This is a genomic window from Pseudomonas sp. FP818 (assembly GCF_030687335.1).
GTDB lineage: Bacteria > Pseudomonadota > Gammaproteobacteria > Pseudomonadales > Pseudomonadaceae > Aquipseudomonas > Aquipseudomonas shahriarae.
This window is the reverse complement of the sequence record NZ_CP117427.1, coordinates 371,738-390,139: the sequence shown is the minus strand read 5'-3', so window position 1 is coordinate 390,139 and position 18,402 is coordinate 371,738. Positions and strand designations below refer to the sequence as shown.

Genomic DNA, 18,402 nt, shown 5'->3' with positions numbered 1-18,402 from the left:
GAATGCCCCCATTCTCTTTTGGTGACAGCGATATGACTGATCAGCGCAAAGGCAGCGATGCCGAACCCACCACTCACTTCGGCTTCAAGAACGTCCCGGAAAGCCAGAAAGCGGAAAAAGTCGCTGAGGTGTTCCACTCCGTGGCCGCCAAGTACGACCTGATGAACGACGTGCTGTCGGGCGGCATGCACCGCCTGTGGAAACGCTTCACCATCGAATTGTCGGGCGTGCGCACCGGCAATCGGGTGCTGGATATCGCCGGCGGCACCGGCGACCTGGCGGCCAAGTTCTCCAAGCTGGTTGGCCCCACCGGCCAGGTGGTATTGGCCGACATCAACGGCTCGATGCTCAAGGTCGGCCGCGACCGCCTGCTGGACAAGGGCGTGGCGGGCAATATCGAGTTCGTCCAGGCCGACGCAGAAAAGCTGCCGTTCCCCGACAACCATTTCGACTGCGTGACCATTGCCTTCGGTCTGCGCAACGTGACCCACAAGGAAGACGCCCTGCGCTCGATGCTGCGGGTGCTCAAGCCGGGCGGGCGCCTGCTGGTGCTGGAGTTCTCCAAGCCGACCAACGCGCTGATGTCCAAGGTCTACGACACTTACTCATTCGCCTTTATGCCGCTGATGGGCAAGCTGATCACCAATGACGCCGAGAGCTATCGCTACCTGGCCGAGTCGATCCGCATGCACCCCAACCAGGAAACCCTGAAGTCGATGATGGTCGAGGCCGGTTTCGACCGCGTGACCTATCACAACATGACCTCGGGCATCGTTGCCCTGCATCGCGGCATCAAGCCCTGATGTTGTTCACCGGCCTTCTCGCCAGCGTCGAACACGGCCTCAACCGTGTCCTGCGCCTGGACAGCACCGCCCTGGCGCGGCTGGCGCACTTGAACGGCAAGATCATTGCCGTCGATTGCAGCAGCCCGGCCTTGCAGCTGTTTATCCTGCCCAGCGATGAAGGCCTGATGCTCGCCGCGCACTGGGCCGCCGATGCCGACTGCACCCTGCGTGCGCCAGCGGCGAGCCTGCTGCGCCTGGCTTTGAGCCGCGACAAGACTGCAATCCTGCACGGCCCCGATGTGACCCTTGAAGGCGACAGCGCGGTGCTGATGGACCTCGCCGCGGTACTGCAAGACCTCGATCTGGACTGGGAATACGAGCTGTCGCGCTGGCTCGGCCCGGTGGCCACCCAGTTGATCGGCGGGCACCTGCGCAGCCGTTCGCGCTGGTACCAGCAGGGTTTCGCCAGCCTCAATCAGAACCTTGCCGAATACCTGAGCGAAGAATCGCGCACCCTCGTCGGACAACGGGAAGCCGAAGCGCGCTTTCGTGAACTCGACCAGGCCAAACTCGACCTGGAACGGCTTGAGGCGCGCTTCGAGCGCCTGAGCCGCTCCCTTGATCCAAGCGATAACGCATGAAGCTGCTCGCCGTCCGCCGTTTGTTCCGAATCCAACGCGTCGTCATTCGCTATCGCCTCGATGACCTGCTGTTCGCCCTGCCGCTGCCGTGGTTCCTGCTGGCGGTGCGCTATGTGCTGCCGTGGCGCTGGTTCCCGCGCAAGACCCTGGACCTGAGCCGTGGCGCGCGCCTGCGCCTGGCACTGCAGGACCTGGGGCCGATCTTCATCAAGTTCGGGCAGATTCTGTCGACCCGCCGCGACCTGTTGCCCGAAGACATCGCCGACGAGCTGATGCTGTTGCAGGACCGCGTGCCACCGTTCGACTCCCAGCAGTCGATGAAGCTGATCGAAGAACAGCTGGGCAAGAAAATCAGCGAAGTGTTCAGCCGTTTCGACGTTGAGCCTTTGGCCTCGGCCTCGGTCGCCCAGGTGCACGCCGCACAGCTGAAAACCGGCGAAGAAGTGGTGGTCAAGGTGATCCGCCCCGGCCTCAAGCCGATCATCGGCCAGGACCTGGCGTGGCTGTTCATTCTGGCCCGCGCCGCCGAGCGTTTCTCTGCCGATGCACGCCTGCTGCACCCGGTGGACGTGGTCGCCGACTACGAAAAAACCATCTACGACGAACTCGACCTGTTGCGCGAAGCGGCCAACGCCAGCCAGCTCAAGCGCAACTTCGAAGGCTCGACGATGCTGTATGTGCCGCAGGTCTATTGGGACTGGTGCCGGCCAAAGGTGCTGGTGATGGAGCGCATCTACGGCGTGCAAGTCACCGACCTGGCGACCCTGGCCGACCAGCGTACCGATATGAAGATGCTCGCCGAGCGTGGTGTGGAAATCTTCTTCACCCAGGTGTTCCGCGACAGCTTCTTCCACGCCGACATGCACCCCGGCAATATCTTCGTCAGCACGGTGAACCCGTGGAGCCCGCAGTACATCGCGATCGACTGCGGCATCGTCGGCAGCCTCACGCCCGAGGACCAGGACTACCTGGCGCGCAACCTGTTTGCCTTCTTCAAGCGTGATTACCGGCGCGTGGCGCAGTTGCACATCGACTCGGGCTGGGTGCCGGCCGAGACCAAGCTCAATGAATTCGAAGCGGCGATCCGCACCGTGTGCGAGCCGATCTTCGAAAAACCGTTAAAAGATATTTCATTCGGCCAGGTGCTGATGCGTCTGTTCCAGACTGCGCGGCGCTTCAATATGGAAGTGCAGCCGCAGTTGGTGCTGCTGCAAAAGACCTTGCTCAATATTGAAGGCCTGGGCCGCCAGCTGTACCCGGACCTGGACCTGTGGAACACCGCGCAACCGTTCCTCGAACGCTGGATGCGCGAGCGGGTCAGCCCGAAAACCCTGCTGGGCAACCTGCAAAGCCAGGTCGAGCAACTGCCGCACCTGGCCAACATGACCCGCGACCTGCTGGAGCGCATGTCCCAGCCCCACGCCAAGGACCCGGCGCCGCCGTGGCACCAGCGCAAGGACGACTGGTTCCTGCGCCTGCTCGGCGCGGCGCACCTGGGCGGTGGCGCGGTGCTTGCCGCCGGTGGACCGTTGAACGAGCTGGGCCATTGGCCGGCCGGGATCATGGTCGCCGTGGGCCTTTATCTGGTCGTGCGTCGATAGGTCGACCGGTTATACACTGTTGCACATTGCCGGGGCGGGTCGCGCACGGCTGTCGGAGTCGAAGATGAAAGACTGGCTGGACGAGATCAAATGGGACAGTGATGGCCTGGTGCCAGCCATTGCCCAGGACCACAAGACCGGGCGCATCCTGATGATGGCCTGGATGAACCGCGAGGCCCTGAGCCTGACTGCCGCCGAGCAGCGTGCCATCTACTGGTCACGTTCCCGTGGCAAACTATGGCGCAAGGGCGAAGAGTCCGGGCATGTGCAAAAACTGCACGAAATGCGCCTGGACTGCGACGCCGACGTGATCGTGCTGATGGTCGAGCAGATCGGCGACATCGCCTGTCATACCGGCCGCCACAGCTGCTTCTACCGGGTGTTCGAGAACGGCGCGTGGAAAACCGTCGAGCCCGTACTCAAAGACCCGCACGCCATTTACTCGGCAGGACATTGAACATGAGCGATACCCTGAACCGTGTGGCCCAGGTGCTGGAGGACCGCAAAGGTGCGGACGCCGACAGCTCCTATGTCGCCAGCCTGTACCACAAGGGCCTGAACAAGATTCTGGAAAAACTCGGCGAGGAATCCGTCGAGACCATCATCGCCGCCAAGGATGCCGAGATCAGCGGCGATTGCAGCGATGTCATCTATGAGACTGCCGACTTGTGGTTCCATAGCCTGGTCATGCTCGCCCAACTGGGGCAGCATCCACAGGCCGTGCTGGATGAACTGGACCGTCGCTTCGGCTTGTCCGGGCACGCCGAAAAGGCCTCGCGCCCGTCCGCCTGAATAACTTTCTGACTGAGGAATTGCAGCATGGGCATTTTTGACTGGAAACACTGGATCGTTATTCTCGTGGTAGTCGTCCTGGTGTTCGGTACCAAGAAACTGAAGAACCTGGGCACCGACGTCGGCGAGTCCATCAAGGGCTTTCGCAAGGCCATGAACGACGACGAAAAACCGGCCGATACCGGCGCCAACCCGGTCCCGCCGGCGCAGCCTGTACACCCCCAGGCAGCCCAGCCGATCACCGAGCGCCGTACCTTCGACGTGCAGGCCGAGAAAGTCGAAGAGCCGTCCCGCAAAGACTCGTGAGCACTGACTAATGTTTGGTATCAGCTTCTCTGAACTGCTGCTCGTCGGCCTTGTTGCCCTGTTGGTGCTGGGGCCTGAACGCCTGCCCGGCGCCGCACGCACGGCCGGCCTGTGGGTCGGGCGCCTGAAACGCAGTTTCAACGCCATCAAACAGGAAGTTGAACGGGAAATCGGCGCCGATGAGATTCGTCGGCAGCTGCACAACGAACATATTCTGTCCCTGGAGCAGGAGGCGCGCAAAATTCTCACGCCCCAGCAACAGGCGCCGACACCGGTTGAACCGGTGGCCGAGCAGAGCATTGCGCCGGTGGCCGAGACGGCCCCGATCGCCACGCCCGCTCCTCCAGCAGAGCCCGCGCCGACGCCCGCCGCGTCGCCCGCTCCCCACGACCCTACATTGCCGCCGCGAGCCCCATGAGCGCTGATAAACCGGAAAACGACCAGCATATGCCGCTGGTCTCGCACCTCACCGAGTTGCGCACCCGCTTGCTGCGGTGTGTGGCGGCGATCTTTGTGATCTTTGCCGGGCTGTTTGCCTTTACCCAGCAGATCTACACCTTCGTCTCGACACCGCTGCGCGATTACCTGCCGGTGGGCGCGACGATGATCGCCACCGACGTGTCCTCGCCGTTCCTCACGCCGCTCAAGCTGACGATGATGGTGTCGCTGTTCCTGGCGATCCCGGTGATCCTGCACCAGATCTGGGGGTTTATCGCGCCCGGCCTGTACAAGCATGAAAAGCGTATTGCCGTGCCACTGCTGGTGTCGAGCATCATGCTGTTCTACACCGGCATGGCGTTCGCCTACTTCCTGGTGTTCCCGCTGATCTTCAAATTCTTCGCCGCCGCCACCCCGGCCGGCGTGGAAATGATGACCGACATCAGCAGCTACCTCGACTTCGTGATGACGCTGTTCTTCGCCTTTGGCGTGGCCTTCGAGATCCCGGTAGCGGTGGTGTTGCTGGTGTGGATCGGCGTGGTCGACGTCAAATACCTGCGCAAGATCCGCCCGTACGTGATCATCGGCTGCTTCGTGGTCGGCATGATCCTGACCCCACCGGATATCTTCTCGCAGACCTTGCTGGCCGTGCCGATGTGGATGCTGTTTGAAGTGGGCATCCTGTTTGGCAGCCTGGTGAGCAAGCGTGGCGAACACCCGGATGACCAACCTGCCGATGACGACCAGCCGCCAGCGACCCAACCGTGAACCTGTTGCTGCTGGAAGAGGCCGACTTTATCGCGGCCGACCGGGTGATCCTGCGGGATCGGCGCCTGGTGCATATGCAGGAGGTGCATCGTGCGGCGGTTGGCGACAGCCTGCGCGTCGGACGCATTGGCGGGCTGATGGGCAATGCCGAGCTACTGCGCCTGGAGGCGGGTGAAGCCGAGCTGCAAATCAGCCTCGACCAGCCGCCACCGGCCAAGTTGCCACTGACCCTGCTGCTGGCCCTGCCCCGCCCGAAAATGCTGCGTCGGGTCTTGCAGACCGTGGCGTCCATGGGGGTGCCACGGGTGGTCCTGGTCAACAGTTATCGGGTCGAGAAAAGCTTCTGGCAAACCCCATTCCTGGAGCCAGAAGCCGTACGCGAACAACTGATCCTCGGCCTGGAACAGGCGCGGGATACCGTGCTGCCCGAGATCATCATCGAAAAGCGCTTCAAACCCTTCGTCGAAGACCGTCTGCCGGCCCTGGCCCAGGGCACTCTCGGCCTGGTCGGGCATCCCGGCGACTACCCGTCCTGCCCACGCGGGCTGGATCAGCCGGTGACCCTGGCCATCGGCCCCGAAGGTGGCTGGATTCCCTACGAGGTGGACTTGCTGGCCAAGGCCGGCTTGCAGCCAGTGCAACTGGGCGCGCGGATCCTGCGTGTGGAAACTGCCGTTACCGCGCTGCTCGCTCGCCTCTTCTGATTCCGCCCCTCCAAACACCACAAAGCCAGCTACCACAGGGCTTTGTGTCGCTACAGAATCGCGTTTGCATGCCGATATCCTCAGGATAAGTCCAAGCCTTGTTCAGGGGAGTCCACCGCATGTACCGTTGGTTAGCTGAAAAACTGGGGAATGTAAGCGTCAATCGTAAACTGAGCGTGGGGTTTGGCCTGGTATTGCTTCTCACCCTTCTAATCACCTTCACCGGCTGGACAGGCCTGAGTGGCGTGATCAGCCGTGGCGATAAGCTGGGCTTTATTTCCAGCCTCAATGAGCTGACCAAAGACCTGCGCCAGGCGCGCCTGGACTATGAAATGCGCCGTGGCGAGCAAGGCCCGGAGCGGGTCAATGAGTTGATGGAGAAACTCGACAGCGGCCTGAAAACCGCCCGCAGCCAGATCGAGCAACCGGCAGACGACGCCTTGATCGACGAGCAACTGGCCGCGGTTGCCAAGTATCGGCAATCCTTCAGCGCCATGGTCCAGGCCGGAGCCCAACGCGAAGATGCCCGCAGCAAACTCGGCGCTACCGCCGACAACGCCGTCGCACGCATCGCGGAGATCGAAAAAGTCTTGCTGCAAGGTGACAGCGTCACCCAGTTCAACAGCGTGATCGAGCTGAGCAAGCTGATTCAGCAAGCGCGCTTCCAAGTGCGTGGCTACACCTACAGCGCCAAGGTCGAAGCTGAGCAGCCGGCACTGGAGGCCATCGCCAATGCCCTGAAGAGCGCCGACAGCCTGCGCAGCCAACTGCCTGAGCAGTACGGCGCCAACCTGCAAGAGGCCAGCAACTCCCTCAAGGCCTATCTCGCCGCCGTCAGCCAGTTCCGCGACTCCCAGGTCGCCAGCACCGCAGCGCTCAAGGCCATGGCTGAGCAAGGCGACCTGCTGTTTGATCGCAGCAAGAAACTGACTGCTTCACAAACCGTGATCCGCGACAACGATGCCGCACAGGCCAAGTTCCTGTTGATGCTGGCCGCAGCCCTGGCACTGTTCTGTGGCATCGTCGCGGCCTGGACGATTACCCGGCAGATCGTGATCCCACTGGGCCAGACCCTCAAGGTCGCCGAGCGCGTCGCCGCCGGCGACCTGACCCACGACCTGGTTTCGCAACGCCAGGACGAACTGGGCCAACTGCAACGCGCCATGCAAAGCATGACCATGGGCCTGCGCGATCTGATCGGCGGGATCAGTGATGGCGTGACGCAAATCGCCAGCGCCGCCGAGCAGCTATCGGCCGTTACCGAGCAGACCAGCGCCGGGGTCAACAATCAGAAGATCGAGACTGACCAGGTCGCCACTGCGATGAACGAAATGGCCGCCACCGTGCAGGAAGTGGCGCGCAATGCCGAGGAAGCCTCGGAAGCCGCCGTCGCCGCCGACCAGCAGGCCCGCGAAGGTGACAGGGTCGTCGGTGAAGCCATCGCCCAGATCGAGCGCCTGGCCGGCGAAGTCGGAAACTCCACCGAGGCCATGGGCCACCTCAAGCGCGAAAGCGACAAGATCGGCAGCGTACTGGACGTGATCAAGTCCGTGGCCCAGCAAACCAACCTGCTGGCCCTTAACGCGGCCATTGAAGCCGCACGCGCCGGGGAAGCCGGCCGTGGCTTCGCGGTGGTGGCCGATGAGGTGCGCAGCCTGGCGCAACGCACCCAGAAGTCCACCGAGGAAATCGAAGAGCTGATCGTCGGCCTGCAAAGTGGCACCCAACAGGTGGCGACCATCATGGACAGCAGCCGCAGCCTCACCGACAGCAGCGTCGAGCTGACACGCCGGGCTGGCAATGCCCTGGAAAACATCACCCGCACGGTCTCGGCCATCCAGGCCATGAACCAGCAGATCGCCACTGCTGCCGAGCAACAGAGCGCCGTGGCCGAAGAGATCAACCGCAGCGTGCTGAATGTACGCGATGTGTCCGAACAGACCGCAGCGGCCAGCGAAGAAACCGCCGCCTCCAGTACCGAACTGGCGCGCCTGGGTTCCCATCTGCAGGCGTTGGTCGGGCGCTTCCGGGTCTGACACCTCCCCTTCGCGGCGACCCGTCCGGGTCGCCGCATGCAACTTGTGAAATTTCCTACATGTTTTTCAGGCCCTGATCGGTACGCCTGGCGCCCAAGGGAACTAGCGTTCAATGGGTTCACTGTGTCCACGCCCCTCGGCGTCCCGGCACGTTGATTTCCTTTGTGCACTTGCCGGAGGTTGGCCATGCTTCGTCGAATGACTCAACTGCTGGGTAACGCCAGCGTCACCCTCAAACTGGTCCTGGGTTTTGCCTTGGTGTTGGCCCTGAGCCTTGTGATTGCCCTGACTGGCTGGCAGGCCCTCGCCGCCTCGCTCTACCGCTCACAGACTCTGACCGTTCTCGCCCAACTGGCGGTCGCCGGCGAGGAGCTAAGGGCCGACCGCATCGTCTACCGCACCCTGGACGACGAGGCCAGCCTTGGCAAACTGAGCCAGTCCATGGAGAAGATCGACGGATATCTGGCCGAGCTTGCACAACGTCTGAAAGCGCCGAAACCCCAGCAGTATTTGCAAAGCATGGGGAACCTCTCCGAGCATTTCAAAACGACGCTCAAGGATGTCCCCGCGCGGGTCAAACAACGGGAAACCGCCCGTGAGCAGCTCAAACAGAGCTCGGTGCGCACCAGTGACGTCCTCGCGCAATTGGCCAGCGACCTGCCGGACCAGGAAGACGAAAAAGCCCTCGATGCCGTCGAAAGCCTGCGCCTGGCCATCGAACAGGCCGAAGACCGCGCCCTGAGCCCGGCCTGGGCCGCCAGCAGCCTGGATGTCTATACCCAGGAGGTCAACGACGCAGAACGCAGCCTCGAACTCGCCCAGTCGGCCGTGGAGAGGCTACCCGTGGACAGCAGCGCATTGAAAAATGCCGTACTCAACATTCGCACGCACCTGACACGCCTGCGGGACACCCAACTGACGACCGAAACCGCGCAAAACCAGCTCGAGCAGCAGTTGGACCAGCTACTGGCACAAAGCGACCTGCTTACTCAGGACCAGACTCAGCGCCGTGACCGGGAAGCCGAACAAGCCCGCACCCAGACCCTGGCCATTACCGGGGCGGCCCTGCTGTTCGGCGCCCTCGCCGCCTGGATAATCTCCGGGCAGATCGTCAAACCATTGCGCAGGGCGCTCACAGTGGCCAATCGCATTGCCGAGGGCGACTTGAGCCACGATGTGCAGACCCAGCGCCGTGATGAACTGGGCCAGTTGCAATGCAGCATGGCGCGAATGACCCTGAACCTGCGGGGGCTGATTGGCAGCATCAGCGACAATGCCCGGCAAATCGCCAGCGCCGCCGAGGAGCTTTCGGCCGTTACCGAGCAAACCCGGGCCGGCGTCAGCAATCAGCGCGACGAAACCGAGCAGGTGGCGACCGCCATGAACCAGATGCTCGCCACTGCCCAGGAGGTCGCCCGGCACGCCGAACAGGCCTCGATCGCCGCCACCCAGGCCAATCAGCAGACCGAACTGGGCGACCAGGTGGTGGCCGATGCGGTGGCACACATAGAACACCTCGCCCACGAAATGGCACGCTCAAGCCAGGCCATGCTGGGCCTGCAGCGGGAAAGTCAGAAGATCGGCAGTGTGCTGGAGGTGATCAAGTCGGTGTCCCAGCAGACCAACCTGCTGGCGCTCAATGCGGCAATCGAGGCCGCACGTGCCGGTGAGGCCGGCCAAGGGTTTGCGGTGGTGGCCGACGAAGTACGCAGCCTCGCCCAGCGTACCCAGCAGTCCGCTGAGGAAATCGAAGAGCTGATTGGCGGATTGCACAGCGGCACGCAACAGGTCGCCGATATCATGGACAACAGCCGCACCTTGACCGACCGCAGCGTCGGCCTGACCCGCAACGCCGGCGACGCCCTGACGGAAATCGCGCGCACCGTGCTGGTCATCCAGGAAATGAATCCACAGATCGCCGCCGCTGCCGAACAGCAAAGTGCGGTGGCCGAGGAGATTAACCGCAGCGTGTTGAAAGTCCGGGATGTGTCGGAGCAAACCGCCGCTGCCAGTGAACAGACAGCGGCGGCGAGTATCGAATTGGCACGCCTGGGCACGGACCTTCAGCAGTACGTGGGCAAGTTCAAGGTATGAGCATGCCCCTGGGCTTTACAGAACCTGGCGCAAGAACGCTTGTGCCCGTGGGTCCTTCGGCGCATCGAAGAACTGCGCGGGCGCAGCATCTTCCAACAGTTTGCCGTGATCAAAAAACAGCACACGGTCCGCCACTTCCCGGGCAAAGCCCATTTCGTGGGTCACGCAGACCATGGTCATGCCTTCCAGGGCCAGGGTCTTCATGACGTCCAGCACTTCGCCGACCATTTCCGGGTCCAGCGCCGAGGTGGGCTCGTCAAACAGCATGACCTTGGGCTCCATGGCCAACGCCCGGGCAATCGCCACACGCTGTTGCTGGCCGCCGGAGAGCCGTGAAGGAAACTCGTTGGCTTTCTGCGCAATGCCGACCTTTTCCAACAAGGCCAGGGCCTTGGCCTCGCGCTCTTGCTTGCCGCGCTTGCGCACGACTTTCTGCGCCAGGCACAGGTTTTCCAGCACGGTCATGTGCGGGAACAGGTTGAAGTGCTGGAACACCATGCCGACTTCCCGGCGATAGGCGTTCACATCGGTCTTGGGGTCGGCCAGTTGCAGGCCGTCGATGCTCACCGAGCCCGAGTCGAACTCCTCCAGGCCGTTGAGGCAGCGCAGGAACGTCGATTTGCCGGAACCGGATGGACCGATCACCACCAGCACTTCGCCCTTGGCCACCTGGGTGGTGACGTGATCCACCGCGCGCACCACGTGCCCACGGGTGTCGAAGACTTTTACCAGATCGCGGACTTCAATCACTTTGGGCGAGCCTCCGCTCAAGCCGGCTGGCCATTTTCGACAGCGGCAGGTTGATCAGCAGGTACAGGCCTGCGACACAGAACAGGATTTCAAACGGCGAAAACGAGGTGGTGATGACTTCGCGGCCGCTTTTGAGCAGCTCGGTGATAGCGATCACCGACACCAGCGAGGTGTCCTTGACCAGGCTGATAAATTGCCCGGCCAACGGCGGCAGCACGCGCTTGAAGGCTTGCGGCAATACCACGTGGCGCATCGACTGGCTGGCACTCAGCCCCAGGGAACGGGCCGCTTCGCCCTGGCCACGGGCAATCGACTGCACGCCCGCGCGCACGATTTCCGCCACGTAGGCGCCGGTAAACAGCGACAGCGCGGCGATACCGGCGAACTCACGCGACAGGTTCAGCACCGTGCCGATAAAGAAGTAGAAAATGAAGATCTGTACCAATAGCGGCGTGCCTCGCACCAGTTCGACGTAGATCGTCGACAGATCGCGCAAGGTCGGGTTATTCGACAACCGACACAAACCGGTCGCCAGGCCGATGAACAGGCCCAATACCCCCGAAACCAAGGACAGCCACAGGGTGGTCCACAAGCCCCACATCAACGGGCCCAACGCCCAATGCCGGGTCACACCGATCACATCGCCTTCGGCCACATCGTCGCCACGGGCTACTTGCAGGCTGTTTTCGGCCACCGTCAGGTGCTGCTCGGCACCTGCGTCGTTACGCAGGGTGACTTCAGCCACGTCGCCCTTGCGCACCAACTCGACCACCGTGGAAATATCCGCCGCGCGCTTGGACTCTTCGGCCTGGTAGGCAAAGTATTGCGGCACACGGTTCCAGCGCCATTCGTAGGACATCAGCGAGGTGGCGTAGTACAACGCGCCGGCCATGCCGACCAGCACCAGCACGGTCAGCAGGTGCCAGGGCCATTGGGCTTTTTTCTGTTTCATTGCGAGTTCCGGGAGGTGTATCGGCTGTCAGGCCGCCATCGCGGGCAAGCCCGCTCCCACCTTGGAATGCACTCCAACTGTGGGGGCGGGCTTGCCCGCGATGGGCGCGACGCGGTTGCTAGCTTATTCCATGTCCTTGAGCCACTCGGAGCTCTTGAACCACTTGTCATGGATGCGATCGTAGGTGCCGTCGTGCTTGATCTGGTGCAGGAAGTTGTTGATGAAGTTGATGCTGTCGTAGTCGCCCTTCTTCAAGCCGAATGCCAGAGGCTCATAGGTGAAGGGTTCTTCGAGGTATACCAACTTGCCGTTGCCGACTTTTTTCTCGGCCACCACGTTGTACGGCGCGTCGTAGACAAAGGCATCGGCCTTGCCGTTGACCACGTCAAGCACACCTTCCTGCTCGTTGTCGTAGCCGTGGTACTTGGCCTTGGAGATCAGCTTCTTGGCCACCATCTCGCCGGTGGTGCCGAGCTTGGAGGTCAGACGGTACTTCTCGTCGTTCAGGTCTTTGTAGGACTTGATAGTGCCTTCCAGTTCCTTGCGGATCAGCAGGGTCTGGCCCACCACGATGAACGGTTCGCTGAAGTTCAGGCGCAGGTTGCGCTCCTGGGTCAGGGTCATGCCGCTGCCGATCATGTCGAACTTGCCGGTCAGGAACGCCGGGATGATCCCGTCGTAACCGGTGGAGACCAGTTCCAGCTTGACCCCCATGGACTTGGCCATTGCCTTGAGCAGGTCGACTTCAAAACCAATGATTTCGCCGCGTTTGTTGGTCATCTCGAACGGCATGTAGGTCGGATCCATGCCGACTTTCAAGGTGCCGCGCTTGACCGCTTCGTCAATCGCCCCGGCCTGGGCCGTATTGACCGCCAGCAGGGCCGTCACGCCGAGCATCAGCATCGAAAGATACTTTTTCATCACCAAGTCCCCTGACTCATTTTATTTTGATGCGAGCCCCAGCAGGGCTGCACTATTTCTTCGGGGAGCGATGCTAACCCACTCGCCCACTGGCACAAAGGTCTAGCCGGGATTTGTTGGCTGATATGACAGAAAAACCCTACAAAAACCCGGAGAAAGCGCAGTTAGAGGGCTTGCCCTACTGGGCGCCTCCCATGTGAGTATGTAAGCAGTTGTGACCGTCATTCGATCTCCGACAGCCAGTCCGTGTCCCGGAACCACTTGTCATGCAGCCGATCGTAGGTGCCGTCCTGGGCAATCTGATTAAGGAAGTGATTGATCCAGTTCAGGCTGTCGTAGTCGCCCTTCTTCAGCCCAAACGCCAGGGGCTCGTAGGTGAAGGGTTGCTCCAGGGCCAGCAGTTTGCGGTTTTGCGGCTTGGCCAGGGCGATCAGGTTATAGGGCGCATCATGGATAAACGCATCAACCTCACCGCTGACCACCTGGCGGACGCCTTCCTCCGCCGTGGCAACACTCTGCAGCTGTGCAGCCCCCAGGAAGCGCCGCGCCGCCACTTCGCCCGTGGTGCCATCCGCCGCCGCAATCCGGTAGCCGGCTTCGTTCAAGTCTTCAATGCTGCTGACTTTGCCGGCCAGGCGCGGGTGAAGCAGCACGGTCTGGCCGACAATGATGAATGAATCACTGAAGTTGAGTTTGAGGTTGCGCTCCTGGGTCACGGTCATGCCACTGCCGATCAGGTCGAACCGGCCGGCCAGCAGGCCCGGGATCAGTTCGGTATAAGCCACCGGAACCCATTCCAGGGTCACCCCCAGGGCTTTGCCCATTTCTTCGAGCAGGTCTGCTTCGAAGCCGATGACCCGCCCCTGTTTGTCAGTCATTTCGAAAGGCACATAGTTGGGATCCGTCCCCACCTTCAAGACCCCGCGCCGCACGGCCTCATCAATCGCGCCTGCGTGTGCCATCTGCAGCTGTACCAACGCGACAATGCCCAGCAGCATCGACCAGTAACCCTTGATCATGAAAAGCCCCTTTTTCATTACACAGCCGCACACCGGGCATTGCGGGTTTAGCGCAAACCAGAGGCGGTCGATTCAGATTTGGGGGGCGATCCTAACCCACCGGCAGGCAGGGCAATACGCCTTGAACCAGGGTCTTTTGTATCGAAGTTAGAAGGGTGAAGCAGAAGCGACAAGCGCTGTAGGAGAGGCGTATCAAGCGCCCCCGAGACAGGTCTCGGGGGCGTCTGAATCAGGCAGGTTGCGCCTGGGATGACAGCGGTTGCAGCGGCAGCAACGGCGCATGGGGGTCGGCCTTGACCGACTCGCGCCAGGCACCCAGCCATTCGGCATGCCCCTCGCTCCAGACTTGCTCATGCAGGCGAGCCAGGGCCACCGGGTCGCTGAGCAACGCCACGCGCTCGTTGTTGTTCAGGCCGGCAGGGCCGACTTTCAACGCATGCCGCACACGCTCGATACGCAGCCACTCGATCGGCTCTGCCTGACCATGTCGGGACGTTGCCAGGGCACAGGCCAGGGCATTCTGTTGCGGATCGACCACTGCCCGGATAAACCCGTCATTGAGTGCATGCCAACGGTTTTCGTGGGTATAGCGGTCGGTCGACAGCAGCGCCTGCGGCGGATTGTATTCCTCAGGGATCAGGAACAGGCTTTCGTCGCGGGACTTGAGGCCCAGATTGACCCGGCTGGAGATCACCGACACCGGGATCGACAGCATCAGCGAACCGACAATCGGCACCAGCCACCACAGGAAACTGGGGTTCAACCACACCACCAGCAGCGCCCAGAAGAAGCCCAGCAAGGTCTGCGGACCGTGGCGCTTGACCGCCTCGCTCCAGGGCGTGGAGTCGTCGTCACGTTGCGGCGAGTTCCAGGTCGCGGCCCAGCCGAGGAACGCAGCGAGCACGAAACGGGTGTGGAAAATCATCCGTACCGGCGCCAGCAGCATGGAGAACAACATCTCCAGGAGCATCGACAAGGTCACCTTGAACTTGCCACCGAACTCTTTCGCGCCCTTGGCCCAGATCAGGATGATGCTCAGCAATTTAGGCAGGAACAGCAGCACGATGGTGGTGGAGAACAGCGCCACCGCCTTGTCCGGATGCCATTGTGGCCACAGCGGGTACAACTGGCGCGGCGCCATGAAGTACTGCGGCTCCATCAGCGTGTTGACCGCCAGCAGGGCCGTGGACAGCACCAGGAACAGGAACCACAACGGTGCCGACAGGTACGACATCACGCCGGTGAGGAACACCGCACGGTGCACCGGGTGCATGCCCTTGACCAGGAACAGGCGGAAGTTCATCAGGTTACCGTGGCACCAGCGACGGTCACGCTTGAGCTCGTCCAGCAGGTTGGGCGGCAGTTCTTCGTAGCTGCCCGGCAAGTCGTAGGCAATCCACACGCCCCAGCCGGCACGGCGCATCAGCGCAGCTTCAACGAAGTCGTGGGAAAGAATCGAACCGGCGAACGCACCTTTGCCGGGCAACGGCGCCAGGGCGCAGTGCTCGATAAACGGCTTCATGCGGATGATCGCGTTGTGGCCCCAGTAGTGGGATTCGCCCAACTGCCAGAAGTGCAGGCCGGCGGTGAACAGCGGGCCGTAGACGCGAGTGGCGAACTGCTGCATGCGTGCATACAGGGTGTCCATGCCCGAGGCACGTGGCGCGGTCTGGATGATCCCGGCGTCCGGCGTGGCTTCCATCAGGCGCACCAGGCTGGTCAGGCATTCGCCGCTCATCACGCTGTCGGCGTCGAGGACCACCATGTACTTGTAGTCACCGCCCCAGCGACGGCAGAAGTCGTCGAGGTTGCCGCTCTTGCGTTTGACGCGACGGCGACGGCGGCGATAGAAGATCTTGCCAAAGCCACCGGCTTCGCGGCACACGTCGAGCCAGGCTTGCTGTTCGGCGATGCAGATATCGGCGTCGTTACTGTCACTGAGCACGAAGAAATCGAAGCGGTCCAGATCGCCAGTGGCAGCGACCGACTCAAAGGTCGCACGCAAGCCGGCAAACACCCGGGGCACGTCTTCGTTGCAGATCGGCATCACCAGCGCGGTACGGGCCTCTTTCGGGATCGGCTCGTCGCCGGCGCTTTTGCCGGAGATCCGGTACTTGTCGTGACCGGTAAGCAGTTCAAGGAAGCCCATCAGCGCGGTCCAGAAACCTGCCGAAACCCAGCAGAACAGAATCCCGAACATGATCAGGATGCTGGTTTGCAGGGCGTAGGGCAGGACCTGGGTAGCGGTTTGCAGCAGGGTCTGGTTGCGCACCTCGTCAAAGTCGACGAAGGACCAGCCCTGGTAAGGCATGATGCCTTTCATGTACCAGCCGGCCACAATCGTCTGGCCGAGCATCAGCACCAGCAGGATATAGCGGCGGATCGAACCGACCGTGCGCCAGCGCGCAGCCGGCAGCACGCGCTCGTCTTTCGGCGGCGCAGGAGGGTTGCTGCGGCCGGTCAACCGGCGCCAGCCACGCACCAGAATATTGGTGCGCCAAGGCTCGGGCACCACTTTGGTACGGCGGATCGGCGGCGTGGCCTTGAGGCAAACCCGACCGCTGGCGTCGAGCACCAGCATTTCGGCTTCCTCTAGCTCCTCGGCAGTGTTGAGGGTCAGCCGGCGGCCAACCGACGCCTGCGCGGCGTCCACCGGTGCGTCAAAGGTCGACGACGACAGGCGCTCGTGCAGTTCGGAGAAGGACTTGCAGCCCGCCAGTTCGGCGCGCTGCTCGTCGGTCATCGGAAGATGCGCCAGGTACTCGGCAAGAGTCTCTGGCTGGACTTGAGAATTACTCATCGGCAGGCAACTGATTGCTCCAGGTTTCGGTCAGGACTTGTTCTGTCTTGACTGGCTCCGGGGTGGCTGGGGCAGCTTCTGGCTGCTTGTCCTTGGCGTCTTTCTTGGCCTGTTTCTCGTGTTGCTTGGCCAAGACTTTGTCAGCCTTCAGGACTTGGGTGGAAGCCTGCTCTGGCTCAGGCTTGACGATATCCTGGACCAGGGCCGCACGCATTTCGGTCGGTTTGCCTGCATCCTTGATCTTCAAGCGCAGGGTCAGGCGCCAGCCTTTGGTGTGCGGGTTGTAGCGCACGCTGTTTTCCACGACTTCGCCGTTTTCGCCGACGCTGACCTGGCTGCGCACTGCTGCATCGGGCTTCAGGGCCTTGAGGGACGGGCCTTCGAAGTCCACCAGATAGGCCACGCTGCCGTCTGGCTGACGGATCAGGTTGGACTGTTTCACATCACCGGTAGAACGCAGGGTCTGCTTGACCCAGGCACTGTCCGGCGAGTGGAACGGTGCATCGTTGAGAGTCCAGTGCAGGCGGTAGGCGATATCCAGCGGCTCGCCGGGCTTAGGCAGTTCGGCCGGGCTCCAGAAGGCAACGATGTTGTCGTTGGTTTCATCGGCGGTCGGAATCTCTACCAGATCCACGGAACCCTTGCCCCAGTCGCCTTGCGGCTCGATCCAGGCGCTTGGGCGCTTGTCGTAGTTGTCGTCGAGGTCTTCGTACTGGCTGAAGTTGCGACCACGCTGCAACAGGCCGAAACCACGCGGGTTTTCTACCGAGAAGTTGCTGACCGACAGGTGTTTTGGGTTGTTCAGCGGGCGCCAGATCCACTCGCCGTTACCGGCATGGATCGACAGGCCGCTGGAGTCGTGCAGTTCGCGACGGTAATTGAGCACTTTGGACGGCTGGTTGGCGCCGAACAGGAACATGCTGGTCAGCGGGGCAACGCCCAGCTTGCTGACATTGTCACGCAGGAACATCTGCGACTTGACGTCGACAATGGTGTCGGTGCCCGGACGCAGGATCAGGCGGTAGGCGCCGGTGGCCCGTGGCGAATCCAGCAAGGCGAAGATCACCAGGTGCTTGTCGCCCGGCTTTGGACGCTCGATCCAGAACTCGGTGAAACGCGGGAACTCTTCGCCGGACGGCAGCGCGGTATCAATCGCCATGCCACGGGCCGACAGGCCATAGACCTGGTCCTTGCCCACGACGCGGAAATAGCTGGCGCCGAGCATGGTCATGATTTCGTCTTGCTTGTCGTCCTTGTTGATCGGGTACAGCACGCGAAAGCCGGCATAACCCAGCTGATCGGTGGCTTTAGGATCAAACTTGACGTCGCCGAAATCGAAACGAGTCGGGTCGTACTTGATTTCCTGGACGTCGGTCGCGGTGACTTCGTTGATTTTCACCGGCGTGTCGAAGTGCATGCCCTGGTGATAGAAGGACAGCTTGAACGGGGTTTTCTGCTCGGCCCACTCGGCTTTTTCATTGCGGAAACGAATTTTCTGGTAATCAGCGAACTTCATTTCGCGGAATTCGTTCGGCAGATTGCTGCGTGGGGCTTCGTATTTCTGCCCGGCCAACTCTTTTGCCTTGGCCGACACATCGTCCAGACTGAATGCCCACAGTTGACCCGCGCCGAACAGGCAAAACAGGGCGGAGCCCGTCACCAGTGCGTTTCGTAACCGTTTGGCAGACAATTTTGGTGCATTACAGGGACTAACAATCACGAGCAACCCTCGCCGAAAACAGATCAAAAAACCAACGGCCAGCTATCTATATGCCAGGTTGGCGAGCATTGTTCC

At 61.8% G+C, this 18,402-nt stretch carries 17 protein-coding genes and 1 pseudogene; 12 read left to right on the top strand and 6 right to left on the bottom strand.

The genetic code is table 11. The features are described 5' to 3' along the window. Positions 1 to 32: 32 nt before the first annotated feature. The 12 genes and pseudogenes from ubiE to PSH80_RS01660 all read left to right on the top strand — a co-directional run bounded on the left by ubiE (position 33) and on the right by PSH80_RS01660 (position 10,165). Positions 33 to 803, top strand: coding sequence for a bifunctional demethylmenaquinone methyltransferase/2-methoxy-6-polyprenyl-1,4-benzoquinol methylase UbiE (ubiE, locus tag PSH80_RS01710; RefSeq protein WP_003209306.1), 771 nt, complete (start codon positions 33 to 35; stop codon positions 801 to 803). Then, the gene (locus PSH80_RS01705; RefSeq protein WP_057437209.1) at positions 803 to 1,426 is read left to right on the top strand and encodes an SCP2 domain-containing protein; all 624 of its coding nucleotides are present in this window, start codon (positions 803 to 805) and stop codon (positions 1,424 to 1,426) included. Before ubiE ends, PSH80_RS01705 begins: the two co-directional genes overlap by 1 nt. Beyond that, the gene (ubiB, locus tag PSH80_RS01700; RefSeq protein ID WP_057958067.1) at positions 1,423 to 3,027 is read left to right on the top strand and encodes a ubiquinone biosynthesis regulatory protein kinase UbiB; all 1,605 of its coding nucleotides are present in this window, start codon (positions 1,423 to 1,425) and stop codon (positions 3,025 to 3,027) included. The genes PSH80_RS01705 and ubiB overlap by 4 nt, the downstream gene beginning before the upstream one ends. 64 nt (positions 3,028 to 3,091) lie before the next feature. Beyond that, positions 3,092 to 3,484 carry a phosphoribosyl-AMP cyclohydrolase gene (hisI, locus tag PSH80_RS01695; RefSeq protein ID WP_029296001.1) on the top strand — a complete coding sequence of 131 codons (393 nt, stop codon included), beginning with the start codon at positions 3,092 to 3,094 and terminating at the stop codon, positions 3,482 to 3,484. A 2-nt stretch (positions 3,485 to 3,486) separates the two neighbouring features. Beyond that, positions 3,487 to 3,819, top strand: a complete 333-nt coding sequence (locus PSH80_RS01690) for a phosphoribosyl-ATP diphosphatase (protein WP_024072933.1) — start codon at positions 3,487 to 3,489, stop codon at positions 3,817 to 3,819. A 27-nt stretch (positions 3,820 to 3,846) separates the two neighbouring features. Then, complete coding sequence (locus PSH80_RS01685; protein WP_038445371.1) at positions 3,847 to 4,125, top strand: twin-arginine translocase TatA/TatE family subunit; 279 nt, start codon at positions 3,847 to 3,849, stop codon at positions 4,123 to 4,125. Positions 4,126 to 4,135: 10 nt separating this feature from the next. Next, positions 4,136 to 4,543 carry a Sec-independent protein translocase protein TatB gene (gene tatB, locus PSH80_RS01680; RefSeq protein WP_057958066.1) on the top strand — a complete coding sequence of 136 codons (408 nt, stop codon included), beginning with the start codon at positions 4,136 to 4,138 and terminating at the stop codon, positions 4,541 to 4,543. Then, positions 4,540 to 5,331, top strand: coding sequence for a twin-arginine translocase subunit TatC (gene tatC / locus PSH80_RS01675; RefSeq protein WP_057958065.1), 792 nt, complete (start codon positions 4,540 to 4,542; stop codon positions 5,329 to 5,331). The genes tatB and tatC overlap by 4 nt, the downstream gene beginning before the upstream one ends. Continuing rightward, on the top strand, positions 5,328 to 6,035 hold the full coding sequence (locus tag PSH80_RS01670) for a 16S rRNA (uracil(1498)-N(3))-methyltransferase (protein WP_120731318.1): 708 nt from the start codon (positions 5,328 to 5,330) through the stop codon (positions 6,033 to 6,035). The genes tatC and PSH80_RS01670 overlap by 4 nt, the downstream gene beginning before the upstream one ends. A gap of 119 nt (positions 6,036 to 6,154) precedes the next feature. Next, a pseudogene (locus tag PSH80_RS27235) lies at positions 6,155 to 7,168 on the top strand (methyl-accepting chemotaxis protein); the annotation flags it as partial. A 30-nt stretch (positions 7,169 to 7,198) separates the two neighbouring features. Further along, a complete protein-coding gene (locus PSH80_RS27230) occupies positions 7,199 to 8,071 on the top strand; it encodes a methyl-accepting chemotaxis protein (protein ID WP_370693728.1) in 873 nt (290 codons plus the stop codon). Between the two features lie 186 nt (positions 8,072 to 8,257). Then, positions 8,258 to 10,165 carry a methyl-accepting chemotaxis protein gene (locus PSH80_RS01660; protein WP_057437200.1) on the top strand — a complete coding sequence of 636 codons (1,908 nt, stop codon included), beginning with the start codon at positions 8,258 to 8,260 and terminating at the stop codon, positions 10,163 to 10,165. A gap of 15 nt (positions 10,166 to 10,180) precedes the next feature. Here PSH80_RS01660 and PSH80_RS01655 read toward each other — a convergent pair whose 3' ends face one another. From PSH80_RS01655 to PSH80_RS01630, 6 genes are all read right to left on the bottom strand, one after another. After that, positions 10,181 to 10,915: an amino acid ABC transporter ATP-binding protein gene (locus PSH80_RS01655; RefSeq protein ID WP_057958061.1), complete on the bottom strand. Its 735-nt coding sequence runs from the start codon at positions 10,913 to 10,915 to the stop codon at positions 10,181 to 10,183. Beyond that, the gene (locus tag PSH80_RS01650; protein ID WP_057958060.1) at positions 10,908 to 11,867 is read right to left on the bottom strand and encodes an amino acid ABC transporter permease; all 960 of its coding nucleotides are present in this window, start codon (positions 11,865 to 11,867) and stop codon (positions 10,908 to 10,910) included. The genes PSH80_RS01655 and PSH80_RS01650 overlap by 8 nt, the downstream gene beginning before the upstream one ends. A gap of 123 nt (positions 11,868 to 11,990) precedes the next feature. After that, positions 11,991 to 12,788 carry a transporter substrate-binding domain-containing protein gene (locus tag PSH80_RS01645; protein ID WP_057958059.1) on the bottom strand — a complete coding sequence of 266 codons (798 nt, stop codon included), beginning with the start codon at positions 12,786 to 12,788 and terminating at the stop codon, positions 11,991 to 11,993. A 221-nt stretch (positions 12,789 to 13,009) separates the two neighbouring features. Further along, positions 13,010 to 13,807, bottom strand: coding sequence for a transporter substrate-binding domain-containing protein (locus PSH80_RS01640; RefSeq protein WP_057958058.1), 798 nt, complete (start codon positions 13,805 to 13,807; stop codon positions 13,010 to 13,012). Between the two features lie 229 nt (positions 13,808 to 14,036). Then, a complete protein-coding gene (gene mdoH, locus PSH80_RS01635; protein WP_057437190.1) occupies positions 14,037 to 16,607 on the bottom strand; it encodes a glucans biosynthesis glucosyltransferase MdoH in 2,571 nt (856 codons plus the stop codon). Further along, entirely contained in the window at positions 16,600 to 18,327 is a 1,728-nt protein-coding gene (locus PSH80_RS01630; protein WP_057958074.1) for a glucan biosynthesis protein G, read from the bottom strand. Before PSH80_RS01630 ends, mdoH begins: the two co-directional genes overlap by 8 nt. Positions 18,328 to 18,402: the final 75 nt, after the last annotated feature.